We start from the raw sequence: 19,658 nt of genomic DNA, 5'->3' as shown, positions 1-19,658 counted from the left end.
TCAGTAGTTCGGGTTCCGGCCATCGTGGCACTCCTGCGACGTTGTCGCATGAGGAACCCGGGCCGGACGACGCCGCTCACCCTTTTGTCAGCACCCTCGCCCATTTCGAGAAGCAGTGACGCCGGTCACCCGATCGGGTCTAGACTCGCCCAGTCGGGGCAGGACAGGCCCCGTCGCTCGACGTGTCTCGCACCCCTCCGCGCCGCTCGCAGGCCGAGGGGATCTCACGTCATGAGCCCCCGCACCAGAGTCGATGCGCACCGGAGGTAAGAGTGCCTGAGAATGTGACCGCCACCGAGAACCAGGTCGACGGGCAGCCCGAGTCCACGGGACTGGAGAACCTCCTCCACGAGGAGCGCAGCTTCCCGCCGAGCCCCGAGTTCGCCGCCCAGGCCAACGCCCGGCCGGCGCTGTACGAGGAGGCCAAGGCCGACCGTCTCGCGTTCTGGGCACGTCAGGCCACCGAGCTCGTGTCGTGGAGGACGCCCTTCACCGAGACCCTCGACTGGTCGAACGCGCCCGTCGCGCGCTGGTTCGGCGACGGCACGCTCAACGCCGCCTACAACGCGGTGGACCGCCACGTCGAGGCCGGCAACGGCGACCGCGTCGCGATCCACTTCGAGGGCGAGCCCGGCGACACGCGCACCGTCACGTACGCGGACCTGCAGCGCGAGGTCTCGCGCGCGGCCAACGCGTTGAACGCGCTCGGCGTGACCACGGGCGACCGCGTCGTCATCTACCTGCCCATGATCGTCGAGGCCGTCGTCGCCATGCTGGCCTGCGCCCGCATCGGGGCCCCGCACTCCGTGGTGTTCGGCGGGTTCTCGGCCGACGCGCTGCGCAGCCGCATCGCCGACGCCGAGGCCAAGGTCGTCATCACCGCGGACGGCGGCTACCGCCGCGGGTCCGCGTCGGCCCTCAAGCCCGCGGTCGACGAGGCCCTCGCAGCCAAGGACGGCGCCGAGCCCACCACGGTCGAGCACGTCCTGGTGGTGCGCCGCACCGAGCAGGACGTCGAATGGACGCAGGGACGCGACGTCTGGTGGCACGACGCCCTCGAGGCGGCCGACGTCCAGCACACGCCCGTGTGGGTCGAGGCCGAGCACCCGCTGTTCATCCTCTACACGTCCGGCACCACCGGGAAGCCCAAGGGGATCCTGCACACGACCGGCGGCTACCTGACGCAGGCCGCGTACACGCACAAGAACGTGTTCGACCTCAAGGCCGAGTCCGACGTCTACTGGTGCACCGCGGACATCGGCTGGGTCACGGGCCACTCCTACGTGACCTACGGCCCGCTGCTCAACGGCGCGACCCAGGTCATCTACGAGGGCACGCCCGACTCCCCGCACCAGGGCCGCTGGTGGGAGATCATCGAGAAGTACAAGGTCTCGATCTTCTACACCGCACCCACCGCGATCCGCGCCTGCATGAAGTGGGGCGAGGAGATCCCGAACAAGTTCGACCTCACGAGCCTGCGCGTCCTGGGCTCGGTCGGCGAGTCCATCAACCCCGAGGCGTGGATGTGGTACCGCCGCGTCATCGGTGGCGACCAGGCGCCGATCGTCGACACCTGGTGGCAGACGGAGACGGGCGCCATCATGATCTCGCCGCTGCCGGGCGTCACCGCGACCAAGCCGGGCTCGGCCCAGGTCCCGCTGCCGGGCATCGTCGCCGACGTGGTGGACGACAACGCTCAGCCGGTCCCGAACGGGGGCGGCGGCTACCTGGTCCTGTCCGAGCCGTGGCCGTCCATGCTGCGGGGTATCTGGGGAGACCTCGAGCGCTTCAAGGACACCTACTGGTCCCGCTTCCCGGGCATCTACTTCGCGGGCGACGGCGCCAAGAAAGACGAGGACGGCGACATCTGGCTGCTCGGCCGCGTCGACGACGTCATGAACGTCTCGGGCCACCGTTTGTCGACCACGGAGATCGAGTCCGCGCTCGTCTCGAACCCGCTCGTCGCCGAGGCCGCGGTCGTGGGCGCCACGGACGAGCTCACGGGCCAGGCGGTCGTCGCGTTCGTCATCCTGCGCGGCGAGCACGCCGCCCGTGCGGCGGACCCGGAGGGCGCCGCGGCCGTCGAGCTCGAGCTGCGCAACCACGTGGCCAAGGAGATCGGGCCCATCGCCAAGCCCCGCAAGATCCTCGTGGTCCCCGAGCTGCCCAAGACGCGCTCGGGCAAGATCATGCGCCGCCTGCTGCGCGACGTCGCGGAGAACCGCACGGTCGGGGACGCGACGACGCTCGCGGACTCGTCCGTCATGACGCTCATCGCGTCGGGGCTCGCGAAGCCGGCAGGCTCGGAGGACTGAGCCCGGCCCGGCGCGCCGAGCTGGTCGGCGCGCCGGGCACACCGGGACCGGGGCCCCGCCGCACCCCGGGTGACGCCACCGCACGTGGCGCGCACCGCCGTCGGGCCGCGGCGCCCCGCCGGCCTCGACGAGAGCGACCTACGCGGGCTCTGCCGCCGCGTCCTTCGACGGCCCGACGCCGTCGCTCGCCTCCCCGGACTCGGCCGCCTCGTTCGCGGGGCTCGTCGCGAGGACCACGCAGCCCGCGAGCGCGACGAGCGCCGCGACGGCGACCGCGGGGTCCCAGCCCGAGCGGATCGTGTCGCCGAGCACCGCGATGCCCACGGCCCCGGGGACGACGACCTCGATCACCGAGAGGATCGCGGCGTTCGTCCCGACCTTGCCGCGCTCGAGCGAGCGCAGGTACGCGAGCGCCCCGACGACCCCGAACAGCACGATCGCGATCGCGAGCGGCTGGAAGATCGTGTCCCAGATGTCCCCCGAGGCGTGCGCGCCTCGAGCCGCGACGGCCGCCCCGGAGTACCCGAGGGCCCCGATCACGGCGAGCAGCACGGGTGTCCCGGCCTTGTAGAAGATCAGCGCGATCACCGCGAGCCCCGCGGCCACCCCGATGAGCACGGGCGTGAACCAGTCGGGCGGCACGGGCGCGGGCTGCTCCCCGCCCGCGATCCCGAGCACCACGAGCGCGGCCACGATGGCCGCCATCGCGGCGACGTCGATCCGCCGCATGGGCACCGAGAGGAACACCTTGGCGAGCAGGACCGTCACGACGAGCGAGCTCGCGAGCACGGCCTGGACCACGAAGAGCGGCAGGTGGTCGAGCGCGACGAGCGAGAAGAGCCACGCGACGAGGTCGACCGTGAACGCGAGGATCACGAGGGGTTGCCGCACCACCGCGAGCCCCTGGGCGCGGCGGGCCGCGACGGCCTGCATGACGGTGCTGACGCCGTAACCGATCGCGGCGGTGATGGCGGCGAGCAGGCTGAGGAACACGGGACCTCCTGAAGGTTGAGCCCCAGTCTTCCCGCGCGGTGCGCGCCGCGCGCGGCGACGAGCCGTCAGGTCCGGAGTGACCTCGGACTCACGGTCGTCCGGACACAGGGACAGTCCCTGCCGTTCACGGGGCCGAAACGCTCCGTGGCTACCGTGACGGCCATGCGGATCGAACCTCTCACCTTCCCCGCGCCCGGTGGTGGCGCACTCGTCTCCTCGAACGCCCGCGGCGGGACCGCCGTCCGGTCGGGCCGCCCGGGCGCGTCCGGCAGGCCGGGCCCCGCGGCAGCCCCCGCGGCCGGCCTCTCGCTCCTCGACAGCCTCGCCGCCCGGACGGCCGACCTGTCGTGCCTCGCCGACGTGCTGATCGACTGCGTCCAGGGCGGCGCGAGCGTCGGCTGGGTCAAGGCGCCGACCAAGGAGCAGGCGACCGCGTGGTGGTCGGCGTTCCTCGCAGACCCGGACCACCGCACGTGGGTCGGGCGCGACGACTCGGGTCGGATCGTCGCGACCGCGTCGCTCGCCCTGACGTCCAAGGCCAACGGCACGCACCGCGCCGAGGTCGTCAAGCTCCTGGTCCACCGTCAGGCGCGCGGCAACAAGTTCGCCCCGGGACTCATGGCCACGATCGAGCGCTTCGCGAAGGCCGAGCGGCTCTCGCTCCTGACGCTCGACACCGAGACGGGCAGCCTCGCCGAGTCGCTGTACCGCCGGTGGGGCTGGTCCGAGGTCGGCGCCGTCCCGGGGTTCGCCAAGGTCGCGGGCGGCGCACTGGTGTCGACGACGATCTTCTACAAGCAGCTCGGCGCGCGCTGACGGCTCCTGCCAGGGGCAAGGGCGCCCCGAGCACCTCCCTGCCACGCCCAGACGCCTGCCGAGCCCCCACGGGCACGGACGCGCCGGGCGCGGAAGCTGCGCAGCGCCTCAGACCGCGATGCGCGGCGCGCGCAGCAGCCGTCCCGCGACCAGCACGAGGTACGCGACGAGCAGCGCCGCGGCACCCCACGCGAGCGCGCCGTACGACGAGACCGCGATGACGATCCCCGCGAGCACCCCGCCGAGCGCGCCGCCGAGGTTCATCGCGAAGTCCGAGAGCCCCTGCACCTGGGTGCGGTCCCCGGCCGGCGTCGCGTCGATGAGCAGCGCCGAGCCCGCGACGAGCCCGCACGACCAGCCCACGCCCAGCAGCACGAGCCCGACCGTGAGCCGTCCCGAGTCGTCGCTGGGCGCGCCCGCGACGACCACGGCCGACGCCAGCAGGACCACCCCGCCCACCGCGAGGACGCGCGCGTGCCCCACCCGGTCGGCAGCCCACCCGATCACGGGGCTGAGCACGTACATGCCCGCGATGTGCGCGCTGATGACGATCCCGATGACCTGGAGGCTCGCACCGCCGTGCCCCATGTGCACCGGGGTCATGGACATGAGCCCGACCATCACGAGGTGGCTCACGACGATCGCCGCGAGCGCGAGCTGCGCGGTCGCCGACGCGCGGATCACGGCCCACCCGGCCGCGAGGCCCGCGCGGAAGCCGGGGCGCGCGGGGGTCGGAGCGGCGACCACGTCCGCCTCGGGAGGTGCGTCCTCGCCGCCCGACGGCGCAGCCTCCTCGGCAGCGCCCGCACCGGTCCCGCTCGTCCCGGGCCGCGACTCGGCGGTCTCGGCGGATCCGGCCGCTGCTCGCGCGGCCGCCACGTGCAGCGGGTCGGGACGGAGCAGGACCCAGACGGACGCGGCGGCCGCGGCGAACGCCAGGGCTGCGACGAGGAGGGGTGCGGCCGACGTGCCGTGCGCGCCGTGCTCCCCGGCCGGGCCGGGCAGGAGACCGAGCTTCTCGGTCGCCCCGGCGAGGTTGGGGCCGAGCACCGAACCGATCGTCGTCGCCCAGATCACCACGGACAGGTCGGTGGCCCGCCGCTCGGGCCGGGCCAGGTCGGTCGCGGTGAAGCGCGAGGCGAGACCCGTCGCCGAGCCCGCCCCGAACAGCAGCATCCCGGCGAGCAGCAGCGGCCAGGTCTGGAGCAGGGTCGCGGTCGCCGCGAGGGCGGCCCCCAGGAGGGCGACGACGTAGCCCGTCGTGAGCGACCGGCGTCGGCCGTGGCGCTCGGCCAGGCGCGAGAGCGGCAGGGCGACGAGCGCGGCGCCGACCACGGCCGTCGTCTGCGCCAGCCCGGCGATCGCGTCGGAGCCGGACAGCTCGGACGCGATCAGAGAGCTCACCGAGATCCCGGTCGCGACCCCGATCCCGCCGAAGACCTGGCTCGCGGCCAGGACCGAGACGGTCCGCCGCTGGATGCGGTCGACGGGGAGGCCGTCAGGTCCGGGAAGAGGATCAGGAGTCACCCGGGCAGCGTATCGGCGCAGGGCTCAGGCCCGTCCCGGCACCACCGGCCGGGCACGGTCGTGCGGCACCGCCCCGTCGCGAGGCGAGGCACCCTCGAGCACCCGTAGGACGGCCCGCACCGCCTCGCGGCCGGCGCGGTTCGCCCCGATCGTCGACGCGCTCGGCCCGTACCCGACGAGCTGGACGCGCGGGTCGGCGACCACGGTCGGCCCGTCCATGACGATCCCGCCGCCCGGCCCGCGCAACCCCAGCGGCCCGAGGTGGTCGAGCGCGGCCCGGAAGCCCGTGGCCCACAGGATCACGTCGGCGCCCTGGTGCGTCACGCCGTCGGGACGGACCCCCTCGTCCCACGCGACGCCGTCGGGCACGACGCGCGAGAACATGGGCAGGCGACGCAGGACGCCCGAGGCGATCCCCGCCTCGTAGACCGGCGTGAGCGGCAGGCCCGTGACGGACACGACGCTCTCCGGGGCGAGGCCCGCGCGCGTGCGCTCGTCGACGAGCGCGACAGCGTCGCGCCCCCGGTTCTCGTCGAACGGTCCGCCGACCCACACGGGCTCGCGCCGTGTGACCCACGTGGTCGAGGCCGCGTGCGGCGCGATCTGGAGCAGGAACTGCGTCGCGGACGCGCCCCCGCCCACGACGACCACGCGCCGGCCCGCGAAGTCCTCGGCCCGCCCGAAGTCGTGCGTGTGGAGCTGGGTGCCCGCGAACGTCTCCCGGCCCGGATACCAGGGCCAGAAGGGCTCGGTCCAGGTCCCGGTCGCGTTCACGAGCGTCCGGGCACGCCAGGTCACGGGACCCTCGGGCGTGGTCGCCTCGACGAGCAGCGCACCCGTCGCGGGGTCGTCGCGCACCTCGCGCACCGTGACCGGTCGCAGCACGCGCAGGTCGTTGACCTGCTCGTACGCCCCGAAGTACCGCCCGACGGCGGTGCTCGCGCTCTCGCGCGGGTCGCCCGGGTCCAGGGCCAGCCCGGGCAGGTCGTGCACCGCGTGCGTCTGGGCCATGGTGAGCGACGGCCAGCGGAACTGCCACGCGCCACCTGGTGCGGGCGCCCCGTCGAGCACCACGAAGGTGCGCTGGTCGCCCCGGGAGGCACCGTCGTCAGGTCCGGCGGACACGATCCCGTCGAGACCGAGCGGCACGATGCCGCGCCGTCTCAGGTGGTACGCGGCCGAGAGCCCGGCCTGCCCCGCGCCCACCACGAGGACGTCGACGTCGACGGGCCGTGGCTGGTCGACGGGCCTGGCCTTCGAGAGGTGGTGTGCCGGTGCGGAGGTGCTCACACCCGTACCAACCGCGCGGGCCGCGGGACTCATCCACGGCACGGCCGTGACGCACCGCACAGCGCGACGGCACGCGTGGGGACACCCCGTGAACGTCCCGTGGACCTTGGCGGCCACCTGGGCGTTCGCCCGGTGGAACCTGTGCACGGCGGGCACCCTGGAGGGGTGAGTCCGTCCTACGCCCTCCCCGGCGCAGTCCCGCTGCCCGAGCCCGACACCGCCCCGACCCTGCCCCCTGCCGTGCTGCGCGAGCTCGCGGGGCGCAGCGACTGGGTGTCCTCGTGGTGGACGGTCGGGCTGCTCGCGGCCGCCGGCGTCCTGGTCGCCGGGCTCGTGGTCTGGGACCGGCGGCGACGGACCGCACGCCACGCAGACGGTCCCGGCAGGCCGCGCGGCTCGTGGCGCGCCTGGGTGGGGACGGTCGCGTCGGGGGTCCTCGTGGTCTTGTCGGTGTCGGTCGCGGTCAACGCCTACGCGGGCTACGTCCCCAACGTCGCGGCGTTCCGCACCACCATGGCCGGGTGGGGGCTCGTCGACCCACCGCCGAGCCATCGCGACAAGCCCTCGGAGCGCGCGGGGTCGTCGGCGACGGGCTCGGTGACCTCGACGCCGCTGCCGGCCACGGACCTGCGCATGGCCGACGGCATCACGTGGGTCTACACGCCGCCGGGCTTCGACCCCTCGGCGTCGACGCGGTACCCCGTCGTCTACCTCTTCCACGGCAGCCCCGGTCAGCCGAGCGACTGGTTCGCGGCGGCCGACAGCGCCAACGTCATGGACACGCTGCTCGCGGCGCAGCTCGTCCAGCCCATGATCCTCGTCGCGGTCGACGTCAACGGGACCGGCCCCTCGTCGCGCGACACCGAGTGCCTGGACTCGACGACGGGCGGCGCGCAGGTCGAGACCTACGTGACCGACGTCGTGATCCCGTGGGTCGACAGGACGCTGCCGACGGTCCCGGACCGCGAGCACCGCGCGATCGGCGGGATGTCGTCGGGCGGGTTCTGCGCGCTCAACCTGGGGCTGCGCCACCTCGACACGTTCAGCGCGATCATGGCCCTCGAGCCCTACGGCGACCCGGGCGGCGGCGGGCGCGCGATGCTCGCGACCCAGGAGGAGCTCGACGCCAACTCCCCCAGCCACTACATCCCGACCATGGACTTCACGGCACCCGTCGCGGTCTTCCTCGACGGCGGTACCGAGGCCCCGCGGTTCGACCGCGAGGCGAACCGCCGGCTGGCCGCCGCCCTCGTCGAACGCGGTCAGACCGTCGCGCTCCGCGAGGAGCCCGGCCAGGGGCACACGTGGGCCATGGTCCACGCGGGCCTGCCCTACGGCCTGGAGTTCGTCTCGGAGCACCTGGCCCAGCCCTGAGCCGGTGCGTCCGCCCGGTTGTGATGGGATGGAGCCATGCACTCCCCTCTCGAGATCGGCCCGCTCGACCCGGCCACCGCGGACGAGGTCCGCGCCCTGGCGGCCGCCGCCCGCGAGTCCGACGGCGTCGCCCCCCTCTCCGAGCAGCCGCTCCTGCGCCTCGGCGTCGACGACGAGGACCTCACGCACGTGGTCGCGCACGACGGTGCGGGCACCGTCACGGGGTACGCACAGATCGACCGCGGAGGGGACGTCGCGAGCGCCGAGCTCGTGGTGCACCCGGCCGCGCGCCGCCGTCGGACCGGCCGCATGCTGCTGCGCACCGCGCAGCGCGACGCGACCCTGCCCGCCCGCTCGGGCGAGCCCGGCCAGCACGGCCGCACGCTGCACGTGTGGGCGCACGGCGACCTCCCCGCGGCGCGCGCGTTCGCGGCCGACGCGGGGCTCGTCGTCGTGCGCGAGCTGTGGAAGATGGGCCTGGACCTGCGCTCGGGGACGTGGGAGCGTCCCGAGGTCCCCGCGGGCCTGCGGCTGCGCACGTTCCGCCCCGGGTCCGACGACGCGGCCTGGCTCCGGGTCAACGCGCGCGCCTTCGCGCACCACCCCGAGCAGGGCCGCCTGACCCAGGCCGACCTCGACGCCCGGCTCGCCGAGGACTGGTTCGACCCCGAGGGGTTCTTCCTGCTCGAGCGCGAGGACGGGTCGCTCGCCGGGTTCCTGTGGACCAAGGTGCCCACGGACCAGGCCGGGTCCTCGGACGCGCCCGTGCGCGAGGGTGAGATCTACGTCGTCGGCGTCGACCCCGACGCCCAGGGCCAGGGGCTCGGGAAGGTGCTGACCGCCGTCGGGCTCGCGCACCTCGCGGCCCAGGGTATCGACCGCGCGGTCCTCTACGTCGACGGCGACAACACCGTAGCGACCCGCACCTACCTCGGCGCGGGCTTCGGCAAGGACACCGTGGACGTGCAGTACGGCCCGCCGGCTGTGCATCCCGTCACCCAAAGTTCACCGAGTGATGCCACCATGAAGCCATGACCGACTCCACCGTCCGTCCCGGCGTCCGGACCCCCGCGCGCCCGGACCAGCAGCCGGAGGCTTCTCGCGACGCCCGTCCCCGGCCCGCCCTCGACCCTGAGCTCGCGGCGCACATCGCCGAGCACATCGCCGAGGAGGAGCCCGTCACGGGGACCGTCGACACGGAGGTGCTCGGCGCCGAGCCCCTGCCCGCCGACCGGTTCGCGGACCGCGAGCTGAGCTGGCTCGCGTTCAACCAGCGCGTGCTCGAGCTCGCCGAGGACGAGAACCAGCCCCTGCTGGAGCGGGTGCGCTACCTCGCGATCTTCGCGTCGAACCTCGACGAGTTCTTCATGGTCCGGGTCGCAGGGCTCAAGCGACGCATCGCGACCGGGCTCGCCGTGACGGCCGCCTCCGGTCTCACGCCGCGCCAGGTGCTCGACGCGATCAGCGAGCGTGCGCACGAGCTCATGGCCCGCCACGCCGCGGTGTTCGCCGACCAGGTGCAGCCCGCGCTGGCGACCGAGGGCATCTCGCTGCTGCGCTGGGAGGACCTCGACACGCGCGAGCAGGAGCGCCTGCACAAGTTCTTCCGCAAGCAGATCTTCCCCGTGCTCACGCCCCTGGCCGTGGACCCCGCGCACCCCTTCCCGTACATCTCGGGGCTCTCGCTCAACCTCGCGGTCGTCGTGGTGAACCCGACGACGGGCAAGGAGCACTTCGCGCGCGTCAAGGTGCCGCCGCTGCTGCCACGCTTCATCGCGGTCGACTCGCGCGGCCGACCCTCGGCACCCAGCACGCAGGCCGCAGACCCCGACAAGGGCCCCACGTCGTTCGTGCCGCTCGAGGACGTCATCTCCCAGCACCTCGACCACCTCTTCCCGGGCATGGAGGTGCGCGAGCACCACACGTTCCGCGTGACCCGCAACGAGGACGTCGAGGTCGAGGAGGACGACGCGGAGAACCTGCTCCAGGCCATGGAGAAGGAGCTGCTGCGTCGCCGGTTCGGCCCGCCCGTGCGCCTCGAGATCGCCGACGGGATCAGCCCGCGCATCCGCCAGCTGCTCGTGCGCGAGCTCGACGTCGCGGACGACGAGGTCTACAAGCTGCCCGCGCCGCTCGACTTCACGGGCCTCAACCTCATCGCCGACCTGGACCGCGCGGACCTGCACTACCCGCGGTTCGTGCCGACCACGCACCGTTTCCTCGCCGAGGTGGAGAGCGCCAACCCGACCGACGTGTTCGCCGCGATCCGTGAGCGCGACATCCTGCTGCACCACCCGTACGACTCGTTCTCGACCTCGGTCCAGACGTTCCTCCAGCAGGCTGCTGCGGACCCCAACGTGCTCGCGATCAAGCAGACGCTGTACCGGACGTCGGGCGACTCGCCCATCGTCGACGCCCTGATCGACGCGGCCGAGGCCGGCAAGCAGGTCCTCGCGCTCGTCGAGATCAAGGCACGTTTCGACGAGCAGGCCAACATCTCGTGGGCGCGCAAGCTCGAGCAGGCAGGCGTCCACGTCGTCTACGGGATCGTCGGCCTCAAGACGCACTGCAAGCTCTCGCTCGTGGTCCGCCAGGAGCCCGAGGGGCTCGTGCGCTACTGCCACGTGGGCACAGGCAACTACAACCCCAAGACCGCGCGCCTCTACACGGACCTCGGACTGCTGACCGCGGACCCCGAGGTCGGCCAGGACCTCACGCGCCTGTTCAACCAGCTGAGCGGCTACGCGCCCCAGTCGAGGTTCCACCGCCTGCTCGTCGCGCCCCGCTCGGTGCGCTCGGGCCTCGTCGAACGGATCGAGCGCGAGGCCGTCGCGGCCCGCGAAGGCCGCGAGGCGTGGGTCAAGTTCAAGGTCAACTCGGTCGTCGACGAGACCATCATCGACGCCCTCTACCGGGCATCGCAGGCCGGCGTGAAGGTGGACCTCGTGGTCCGCGGCATCTGCGCGATCCGCCCCGGGGTACCGGGGCTCAGCGAGAACATCCGGGTGCGGTCCATCCTGGGCCGGTTCCTCGAGCACTCGCGCATCTTCGCGTTCGCCAACTCGGGCGGCCCGGCCATCGCCGACGGCCCCGAGTCCGGCCCCGAGGTCTTCATCGGGTCGGCCGACCTCATGCACCGCAACCTCGACCGCCGCGTCGAGACGCTCGTGCGGCTCGTCGACCCGGACCAGATCACGAACCTGCTCGACCTCATCGACATCTCGATGGACAGCGGCACGGCGTCCTGGCACCTGCAGGCGGACGGGACGTGGGTGCGGCACTCGACCGGGCCCGACGGCCCGTTGACCGACATCCAGTCCACCCTCATCACCCGACAACGCCGTCGTCTGGGCATGGGTCAATGAGCTCTCCGTCCTCGTTCGCACCGCTCGTGGACACCCTCGGCCCCACCCACGTCCCGCACGCCCCCGTGATCGAGTCGGCGGGAGGGCTCGTGTGGCGCGTGCGCGACGGCGAGCTCCAGGTGCGCCTCGTCCACCGGCCGCGCTACGACGACTGGTCGTGGCCCAAGGGCAAGCTCGACCCGGGCGAGACCTTCCAGACCGCCGCCGTGCGCGAGGTCGCCGAGGAGACCGGCAAGCCCGTGATCCTCGGCGTCCCGCTGCCCGGGCTGCAGTACCTGACCCCGGAGGGGCGCGTGAAGCGCGTGCACTACTGGGCCGCGCAGCAGGCCAAGCGCGTGCGCGACGCGGGCCCGCTCGCCGCGCGCGCCCCCGTGCCCCCGGTGTCGCCCGACGAGATCGACGCGACCGAGTGGCTCGGCGTCGAGGAGGCCGCACGCCGGGTGACCCGCAAGGCAGACCGCGGTCCGCTCGCCGCGCTCGTCGAGGAGTACACGCACGGACGGCTCTCGACCCGCGTCGTCGTGATCGCCCGGCACGGCAAGGCCGTGACCCGGGCCGCGTGGCACGGGGCCGAGCAGGACCGGCCGCTCACGCCCGCCGGGCACGCGCAGTCCGTCGCGCTGGTTCCCGTGCTCGCGGCCTACGGGGTCAACACCGTGGTGACGAGCCAGTGGGACCGCTGTGCCCAGACCATCGCGCCCTACGCGCAGGCCGCCCGGCTCGAGACCCTCTCGATCGACCACCTGACCGAGGCGCAGCACGAGCGGTCCCCCTCGCGCGTGGCGCGTACCGTGCGCGAGCTGCTCGAGTCGCAGCGCTCGACCGTGCTCTGCACGCACCGGCCCGTCCTGCCCACGGTCCTCGACGTCCTGGGTCAGCACTCACGCCGCCCCGTGGCCAACGCCCTGCCGACACGGGACCCGTTCCTGGAGCCGGGAGAGATGCTCGTGGCGCACGTCGCGGACACCCCCAAGGGGCCGCGCGTGCTCGCGGCAGAGAAGGTCGCACCGCCGCTGCACTGAGGTGGGCCGGTGGTGTGTGCTCGGTCCCTGTGTCGAAGCCAGGGAGTGGGCTCGCTCGTACGCCTCGGGAGCCCAGAGGCTCGGAGGCTCGGAGGCTCGGAAGCTCGGAAGCTCGGAAGCTCGGAGGCTCGGAGCGAATCAAGCACCTGGGACGGCCCCGCTTTGTTGTCAGAACTGAGCCGGGCCATACCCCGGGCGAGCTCTGACAACTCATGCCCAGGCGGAGCACCCCAGTGATCCCCAGCTCACCCGCTCCAGTTGTCAGAACTGAGCCGGGCCAAACCCCGGGCGAGCTCTGACAACCGGCGGCGGTGGAATCGCACCGTTCGACGGCGTGCACCGCGCACTCCCTGCGTCCTTCGTCCACAGACGACCGCGTCCCCCCTGACACCCGACGTCGCGGCCGCCAAGAATCCCCGGCATGAGCGGAACGTCGGACGCGTTGGAGTCAGTCCCGGGCATGCACCGGATCAACCACCACCAGGAAGGAGTGGTGACCCGGAAGCAGCTGCAGGGGCTGGGCGTCTCCTGGGACCACGTGAGCGCACAGCTGGCTGCGCGACGGTGGACGCTCGCAACCCGCGACGTCGTCCTGCTTCACAACGGCCCTGTCACCGAGCCGGCCCGGCGATGGATCGCGGTGCTGAGCGCACAGGGGACGGTCGCCATCGGCTCGTGGTCCGCACTGTCGATGCGCGGGCTGACGGGCTGGACCCGGCCGGGGATCCACATCGTCGTCGCTCGTGGGGCGCGGCCCCCACGCGTCCCCGCCGTCGTCGTCCACGAGTCTCGCCGCCCGGCGCCCGAGGACATCCGTCCGTTCCTCGGGCTCCCTGTCCACACGGCGCCGCGCGCTGCGGTCGACGCAGCTGCGTGGCAACGCCACCCCCGCACCGCCGTCGGTCTGCTCGCCGCCACGGTGCAGCAAGGGCTGGCCACGACCGACGAGCTCTTCGAACAGCTCGATCGGGTAGGCGCCGTCCGCTTCCGGAGCGTCATGCGCACCTCGCTCGTCGACATCGCCGGCGGTTCGCAGTCCTTGGCCGAGATCGACTTCATCAGGTTCTGCCGCGAGCGCGACCTGCCCGCCCCTGAACGGCAGGCGCGACGCAAGGACTCGCAGGGACGCCAGCGCTACCTCGACGTCGAGTGGCGGCTCCGCGACGGGCGTCGGTTGGTGGTCGAGGTCGACGGGATCGGCCACAGCGATCCGGACCGTTGGTACGAGGACCTGTTGCGCACGGCCGAGCTCGACGCGAGCAGGCGGGACATCGTCGTCAGGGTCCCCGCTGGTGCCGTCCGGTTGGAGCCGGACCGGGTCTACGACATCCTCCGGCACCATCTCGGGTCGGCAGCGCAGGAGACTTCCGCGTAGTTGTCAGAAGCACGCCGGGGTATCCCCCGGCTCAGTTCTGACAACCAAGCAGTGCAACGTCGATCAGGCCACATCACCAGCAAAGTTGTCAGAAGCACACCCGGGTATCCCCCGGCTCAGTTCTGACAACCAAGCAGTGCAACGTCGATCAGGCCACATCACCAGCAAAGTTGTCAGAAGCACACCCGGGCATGCCCCGGCTCAGTTCTGACAACTGATCCCCCCGGAAACAGCAGGACCAGCGTGACCTCAAGGTCACGCTGGTCCTGGCAAGGCGCGGACGAGGCGGAGCCTCAGAGCAGGATCGGCGACAGGATCCAGTACATGATCGCGGCCACCAGCGCGGCCGCCGGGATGGTGAGGACCCACGCGATGCCGATGTTCTTGGCGACGCCCCAGCGCACCGCGGAGAGGCGCTTGGTCGCGCCGACGCCCATGATCGCGGACGTGATGGTGTGCGTCGTGGAGACCGGGGCGTGCAGCGCGAACGCGTTGACGTAGAGCACGATCGCGGAGACCGACTCGGCGACGAACCCGCGCGCCGGGTCGAGCTCGATGATCTTGCGCCCCAGGGTCCGCATGATGCGCCAGCCACCCGAGTACGTCCCGGCCGAGATCGCGGCCGCGGCGGCGAGCTTGACCCACAGCGGGATGCCCTCGTCGGGGCTGGCCCAGCCGACGGTCAGGAGCGCCATGAAGATGACGCCCATGGTCTTCTGCGCGTCCTGCAGGCCGTGGCCCAGGGCCATCGCTGCGGCGGACACGGTCTGTGCGAGGCGGAAGCGGCGCGTCGTCTTGGAGGGGGCCGCGCGGCGGAACGCCCACAGCAGGCCGACCATGACGATGAACGCGAGTCCGAAGCCCACGATCGGGGAGAAGATCATCGGCAGGACGACCTTGTCGACGATCGAGGCGCCGTAGATCGCGAGGCCTCCGGCGAGGCCGGCGCCCACGAGGCCACCGATCAGCGCGTGCGTCGAGGACGACGGCAGCCCGAACCACCAGGTGATGAGGTTCCAGACGATGGCCCCGACCAGGGCGCACAGCACCACGACCAGGGCGGTGTGCGACGGCACGTCCTGGAGGTCGACGATCGAGGTCGCGATGGTCTCGGCGACCTCGGTCCCGAGCAGGGCGCCGGTGAAGTTCATGACCGCGGCCATGAGGAGAGCAGCGCGCGGGGTGAGCGCGCGCGTCGAGACGGATGTCGCGATCGCGTTGGCCGCGTCGTGGAATCCGTTCGTGTAGTCGAAGCTCAGCGCGAGCGCGACGACGAGGACGACAAGAGCGAATTCCACGGAGCTCAGGACTCCTTGAGCGCGATGGTCTCGACGGTGTTCGCGACCTTCTCGAACGCGTCGGCGGCCTGCTCGAGGATCTCGACGACCTCCTTGAGCTTGATGAGGAGGATCGGGTCGGCGACGTTGTCGAAGAGCTCGGCGAGGAGCTTGCGGTGGATCTTGTCGGCCTGGTTCTCGAGGCGGTTGACCTCGACCCAGTACTCGGCGAGGTCGTTGAGCGAGCGCAGGCGCGGCATGGCCTCTGCGGTCAGCTCGGCGGCGCGCTGGAGGACCTGGACCTGCTCGGAGACGCGCGCGGGCAGCTCGTCGATCTTGTACAGGACGATGAGGTCCGCGGCCTCCTCCATGTAGTCCATGCAGTCGTCGAGCGCGGAGGCGAGGCCGTAGATGTCGTCGCGGTCGAACGGCGTGACGAACGTCTGGTTGAGGCGTCGCATGATCGTGTGCGTCGCGTCGTCAGCCAGGTGCTCGGTCTCTGCCAGCTTCTTGGCGAGCTCCTTGCGGGTGGGCCGGTCTGCGCCGAGCAGCTCGGCGAGAAGGTTTGCCCCGGTGACCAGGTGCTGCGCGGAGTCAGCAAGAAGGTCGAAGAACGAGGTATCGCGCGGGGTGAGGCGCAAGCGCACGGGAGGCTCCGGAAGGGCTGGACGCTGGTGGGGTTTCACAGGCGAGATGACGACCGCTCAGAGCGATCGCCACCTGGATGTCACAGGTGTTCTGTTGGAAGGTGACGCTGTGGTGAGAAGCGCTCGAGGTGCGCGTTAACGCATCCCTAACGCCCGTCAAATGTAACCGAACTGTCGCCTGAACGTTCAATCGCTCGGGCACCCCGACGGCAGCACCGAGAACGCCTGCCAGGGCAGGGCGGAACGGGGCTCACGTCATGGTGGGGGGCGACGCCGGGCCGGGAGCGCCTGTCGGCGCGAAGGCCGCTCGAAGCGGCTGATGTTGGAGCCCGGGGCTACCGCGACCCGACGTCGTCGTTCATCCTACGCCCGCTCGGCCGGAGCCTCCGAACCGGCTGGTGACGGCACCGCGCGAGCACCGTCGCACCGCCCGAAGGGCGTCCGGGCGCAGCACCGTCGCACCGCCCGAAGGGCGTCCGGGCGCAGCACCGTCGCACCGCCCGAAGGGCGTGCGGGCGCAGCGCCGGAGACCTCGGGAGCACGCGCGACGAGCGCGCCCCGGCCGAACCGCCCGCACGCCCGACGGCGGAGCGTCAGTCGAGCCTGTCGGCCCGCCAGAGCGCTGCGGCGTGCTCGAGCTCCTCGGCGGTGCGCAGCAGTGACGAGGCGCCGCGCGTCATGCGCAGCGCCGAGCCCGGGTCGGCGACCTCGCGCGTGTCGGCGTCGAACGCGGCTCCCGTAGCGAGGATGCGGCAGAACGCGGCGGCCCGCTCGAGGGCCACGGCGAGGTCTCCGGCGAAGACGCCCGAGAGCACGGCGTCGGCGAGCTCGCGCACGTCCTGGGGGCCGGGCGGGCTCGCGACGCCCGCGACGACCTCGTGGACGGGGGCCGCGTCGACGCCGAGCCGGTAGCGCAGGGTCACCGTCTCGGGGTCGCGACGCACCCACTCGCGCAGGACGTACAGGCGCCAGAGCGCGCCGGGCAAGGTAGCGGGAGCCGAGTCGGCCCAGAGGCCCGAGACGACGTCCAGCCCCTCGGTCTCGACGAGGCGGATGAGCCGGTCGACGACCTCGGGGTCCTCGGACGCGCGGGCGCCGTGCACGATCGCGGCCGCGGTCGTGTGGGCGATCTGGTCGCGCAGCGCGGGGTCGATCTCCCCGGGGAGCTCCTCGGCGTCGCGCGGGTCGAGCATCGCGGGGCGGCGCGGGCGGTGGGTGGGGGTCGGTTGTTCGCTCACCTCTCGATCGTACGCACGAGGCCCGACGGCGGAGCTCGCGCACGTGCACGCGTCACGGCGCCCATCACGCCGCGAAAAGATGCCCCCTGCAACCATTGCCCTCAGCAACCATTCGGAGTATCGTTGCTTGCAGCAACTAAGGAGCCTTCTCGCGTGTCCCTCTCCACCACCCCGTCGCTCGATGCCCCCCTCGACGACGCGGCACCCCCCACCCCCTCCCCGACCCAGCCCCTCGACGTCCCCGTCATGGAGCTCACGGTCGCGCTCGAGGAGCTCAACCGCGCCCAGCGCGAGGTCTCGGCCCGCCTGTCGCGCGAGCTCGACTTCCCCCGGGCCTCGCTCGGAGCGCTCCGGCTCCTCCAGCGCTGCGGCCCCCTCCAGGTCACCGAGCTCGCGCACCACCTGCGGGTCGACCTGTCGGTCGCGAGCCGCCAGGTGACCCATCTCGCCGAGGCCGGCCTCGTCGAGCGCACCGCGTGCGACGACGACCGTCGCGCCCGCAGCGTGACCCTCACGCCCGCGGGACGCGCCAAGGTCGAGGAGACCTTCGCGCTCCTCACCAGCCGTACCGCCGAGACGTTCGTGGGCTGGACCCCCGAACAGCTCCGGGAGGCGATCCGCCACCTGGAGCGCCTCACCGAGGCGCTCTCGCGCACCTGACCACTCCCCGGGCGACCCGCCCACCCGGCCCGACCTCCGCCGTCGGGCCTTGCCACGACGTTTCGACGAAGAAGCACGACCTATGAATGTGAGACCTGTATGAGCGCTACCACCACCATGACCCGGAAGCAGGTGCTGGAGTCGTTGTCCGGCATCCTGCTCGGGATGTTCGTCTCGATCCTCGCGACCTCCGTGGTCTCGAGCTCGCTCCCCAAGATCATCAGCGACCTCGAGGGGTCGCAGTCGTCGTTCACCTGGGTCGTCACCGCGACCCTGCTGACGACCACCATCTCCACGCCCATCTGGGGCAAGCTCGCCGACCTGACGAACCGCAAGGTCCTCATCCAGGTCGCGCTCGTCATCTCCGTGGTCGCGGCCGCCCTCGCGGGCCTCTCGCAGAACATCGGCACGCTCATCGCGTTCCGCGCCCTCCAGGGCATCGGCGCCGGTGGCCTCATGGCCCTGGCCATGGTCCTGATCTCGGACATCATCTCCCCGCGCGAGCGCGGCAAGTACATGGGCCTCATGGGCGCGATCATGGCCGTGAGCCAGATCGGCGGCCCTCTCCTCGGCGGTGTCCTCACGGACACCGTGAGCTGGCGCCTCAACTTCTTCGTGGGCCTGCCGTTCGCGATCGCCGCGATCGTCGTGCTCCAGCGCACGCTGCACCTGCCGCCCATCCCGCGCCGCATCGTGAAGATCGACTACTGGGGCGCGCTGCTCATCAGCGCGGGCGTCTCGACCCTGCTGCTGTGGGTCACGTTCGCGGGCAATAACTTCGAGTGGGTCTCGTGGCAGAGCGCCGTCATGGTCGTCGGCTCGGTCCTCGCGCTGGTCGCGGCGGTCCTGGTCGAGAAGAGCGCGGTCGAGCCCATCATCCCGCTGCACCTGTTCAAGAACCGCACGTTCGTCCTCGCGGTCCTCGCGAGCGTCGCGGTCGGTGTCGCGATGTTCGGCACGGCCGTCTTCCTGAGCCAGTACATGCAGGTGGCCCGCGGCAAGACCGCGACCGAGTCGGGCCTGCTGACGATCCCCATGATCATCGGGACGTTCGTCGCCTCGACGCTCATCGGCCAGCTCATCACGCGCACCGGGCGCTACAAGGCGTTCATGGTCGCCGGTGGCGTGTTCCTCGTCGCGTCGCTCTTCGCGCTGTCGACGATCGACTACCAGACGAGCTTCGTGCTCATCAGCGTCTACCTGTTCTTCCTGGGCGCCAGCATGGGCATGCTCATGCAGAACCTCGTGCTCGCGGTCCAGAACACCCTGGACGTCTCCGAGATGGGTGCCGGCACCTCGACGGTCGCGTTCTTCCGCACCCTGGGCGGCGCGATCGGCGTCTCGGTCCTGGGGGCGATCCTCGCGAGCAAGGTCACGACCTCGATCCAGGACGGCCTGGCCAAGATGGGCGTGCCGACCGACGCGACGGGTGGCACCGTGCCCGACGTCAGCACCCTGCCCGCCCCTATGCGTGACCTGGTCGAGCGCTCCTACGGCGACGGCATCGCCGACATCTTCCTCGTGGCCGTGCCGCTCGCGGTCATCGGTCTGATCTGCGTCCTGTTCCTCAAGGAGGTGCCGCTCGGCACCAAGTCGGGCCTCGACGAGCGTCTCGAGCGCGAGCTCGCGGCCGGCCTGACGGACCTGACCGACGAGATCGAGCAGGAGCACGAGGGCGACTTCGACGCCGAGCAGGCCGTCCTCGCGGGGGCCGGCGACGGCGCCCCGTCCGGGCGCAGCGCGTCGCGCTGACCGCCCA

At 72.2% G+C, this 19,658-nt stretch carries 15 protein-coding genes; 9 read left to right on the top strand and 6 right to left on the bottom strand.

Annotated elements, in window-relative coordinates; all coding sequences use genetic code 11:
* The first annotated feature begins 284 nt into the window (after nucleotides 1–284).
* Nucleotides 285–2,315, top strand: coding sequence for an acetate--CoA ligase (acs, locus tag ACFWGN_RS16445; RefSeq protein WP_377618287.1), 2,031 nt, complete (start codon nucleotides 285–287; stop codon nucleotides 2,313–2,315).
* 138 nt (nucleotides 2,316–2,453) lie between these two features.
* On the opposite strand, the gene ACFWGN_RS16440 is transcribed toward acs, so the two are convergent.
* On the bottom strand, nucleotides 2,454–3,308 hold the full coding sequence (locus tag ACFWGN_RS16440) for a hypothetical protein (RefSeq protein WP_377618286.1): 855 nt from the start codon (nucleotides 3,306–3,308) through the stop codon (nucleotides 2,454–2,456).
* Between the two features lie 162 nt (nucleotides 3,309–3,470).
* Here ACFWGN_RS16440 and ACFWGN_RS16435 point away from each other — a divergent pair, with 162 nt between their 5' ends.
* Entirely contained in the window at nucleotides 3,471–4,124 is a 654-nt protein-coding gene (locus ACFWGN_RS16435; RefSeq protein WP_377618284.1) for a GNAT family N-acetyltransferase, read from the top strand.
* A 108-nt stretch (nucleotides 4,125–4,232) separates the two neighbouring features.
* Here the strand turns inward: ACFWGN_RS16435 and ACFWGN_RS16430 are convergent, their stop codons facing one another.
* Together ACFWGN_RS16430 and ACFWGN_RS16425 are read right to left on the bottom strand one after the other, a co-directional pair.
* A complete protein-coding gene (locus ACFWGN_RS16430; RefSeq protein ID WP_377618282.1) occupies nucleotides 4,233–5,651 on the bottom strand; it encodes an MFS transporter in 1,419 nt (472 codons plus the stop codon).
* A gap of 24 nt (nucleotides 5,652–5,675) precedes the next feature.
* A complete protein-coding gene (locus ACFWGN_RS16425) occupies nucleotides 5,676–6,941 on the bottom strand; it encodes an NAD(P)-binding domain-containing protein (RefSeq protein WP_377618280.1) in 1,266 nt (421 codons plus the stop codon).
* 165 nt (nucleotides 6,942–7,106) lie between these two features.
* Between ACFWGN_RS16425 and ACFWGN_RS16420 the strand changes: the two genes are divergently transcribed.
* The 5 genes from ACFWGN_RS16420 to ACFWGN_RS16400 all read left to right on the top strand — a co-directional run bounded on the left by ACFWGN_RS16420 (nucleotide 7,107) and on the right by ACFWGN_RS16400 (nucleotide 14,077).
* The gene (locus ACFWGN_RS16420; protein WP_377618278.1) at nucleotides 7,107–8,315 is read left to right on the top strand and encodes an alpha/beta hydrolase; all 1,209 of its coding nucleotides are present in this window, start codon (nucleotides 7,107–7,109) and stop codon (nucleotides 8,313–8,315) included.
* A 36-nt stretch (nucleotides 8,316–8,351) separates the two neighbouring features.
* Nucleotides 8,352–9,350, top strand: coding sequence for a mycothiol synthase (gene mshD / locus ACFWGN_RS16415; RefSeq protein ID WP_377618276.1), 999 nt, complete (start codon nucleotides 8,352–8,354; stop codon nucleotides 9,348–9,350).
* Nucleotides 9,347–11,680, top strand: a complete 2,334-nt coding sequence (locus ACFWGN_RS16410) for an RNA degradosome polyphosphate kinase (RefSeq protein WP_377618274.1) — start codon at nucleotides 9,347–9,349, stop codon at nucleotides 11,678–11,680. Before mshD ends, ACFWGN_RS16410 begins: the two co-directional genes overlap by 4 nt.
* A complete protein-coding gene (locus ACFWGN_RS16405; protein WP_191800682.1) occupies nucleotides 11,677–12,702 on the top strand; it encodes an NUDIX hydrolase in 1,026 nt (341 codons plus the stop codon). The genes ACFWGN_RS16410 and ACFWGN_RS16405 overlap by 4 nt, the downstream gene beginning before the upstream one ends.
* A 421-nt stretch (nucleotides 12,703–13,123) precedes the next feature.
* Nucleotides 13,124–14,077, top strand: coding sequence for a hypothetical protein (locus ACFWGN_RS16400; RefSeq protein WP_377618272.1), 954 nt, complete (start codon nucleotides 13,124–13,126; stop codon nucleotides 14,075–14,077).
* Nucleotides 14,078–14,370: 293 nt separating this feature from the next.
* On the opposite strand, the gene ACFWGN_RS16395 is transcribed toward ACFWGN_RS16400, so the two are convergent.
* The 3 genes from ACFWGN_RS16395 to ACFWGN_RS16385 all read right to left on the bottom strand — a co-directional run bounded on the left by ACFWGN_RS16395 (nucleotide 14,371) and on the right by ACFWGN_RS16385 (nucleotide 17,194).
* On the bottom strand, nucleotides 14,371–15,375 hold the full coding sequence (locus tag ACFWGN_RS16395) for an inorganic phosphate transporter (RefSeq protein ID WP_056649191.1): 1,005 nt from the start codon (nucleotides 15,373–15,375) through the stop codon (nucleotides 14,371–14,373).
* A gap of 5 nt (nucleotides 15,376–15,380) precedes the next feature.
* Entirely contained in the window at nucleotides 15,381–16,001 is a 621-nt protein-coding gene (locus ACFWGN_RS16390) for a DUF47 domain-containing protein (RefSeq protein ID WP_056649187.1), read from the bottom strand.
* A 593-nt stretch (nucleotides 16,002–16,594) separates the two neighbouring features.
* The gene (locus tag ACFWGN_RS16385) at nucleotides 16,595–17,194 is read right to left on the bottom strand and encodes a hypothetical protein (protein ID WP_377618486.1); all 600 of its coding nucleotides are present in this window, start codon (nucleotides 17,192–17,194) and stop codon (nucleotides 16,595–16,597) included.
* Between the two features lie 198 nt (nucleotides 17,195–17,392).
* Between ACFWGN_RS16385 and ACFWGN_RS16380 the strand changes: the two genes are divergently transcribed.
* The gene (locus tag ACFWGN_RS16380; protein ID WP_377618270.1) at nucleotides 17,393–17,899 is read left to right on the top strand and encodes a MarR family winged helix-turn-helix transcriptional regulator; all 507 of its coding nucleotides are present in this window, start codon (nucleotides 17,393–17,395) and stop codon (nucleotides 17,897–17,899) included.
* A gap of 99 nt (nucleotides 17,900–17,998) precedes the next feature.
* Nucleotides 17,999–19,651 carry an MDR family MFS transporter gene (locus ACFWGN_RS16375; RefSeq protein WP_377618268.1) on the top strand — a complete coding sequence of 551 codons (1,653 nt, stop codon included), beginning with the start codon at nucleotides 17,999–18,001 and terminating at the stop codon, nucleotides 19,649–19,651.
* Nucleotides 19,652–19,658 lie beyond the last annotated feature (7 nt).

Origin of the sequence: Oerskovia sp. NPDC060338 (assembly GCF_042726295.1) — a bacterium.
Classification (GTDB): domain Bacteria; phylum Actinomycetota; class Actinomycetes; order Actinomycetales; family Cellulomonadaceae; genus Oerskovia; species Oerskovia merdavium.
The sequence above is the reverse complement of the archived record's forward strand: the minus strand, read 5'-3'. Positions and strand labels throughout refer to the sequence as shown.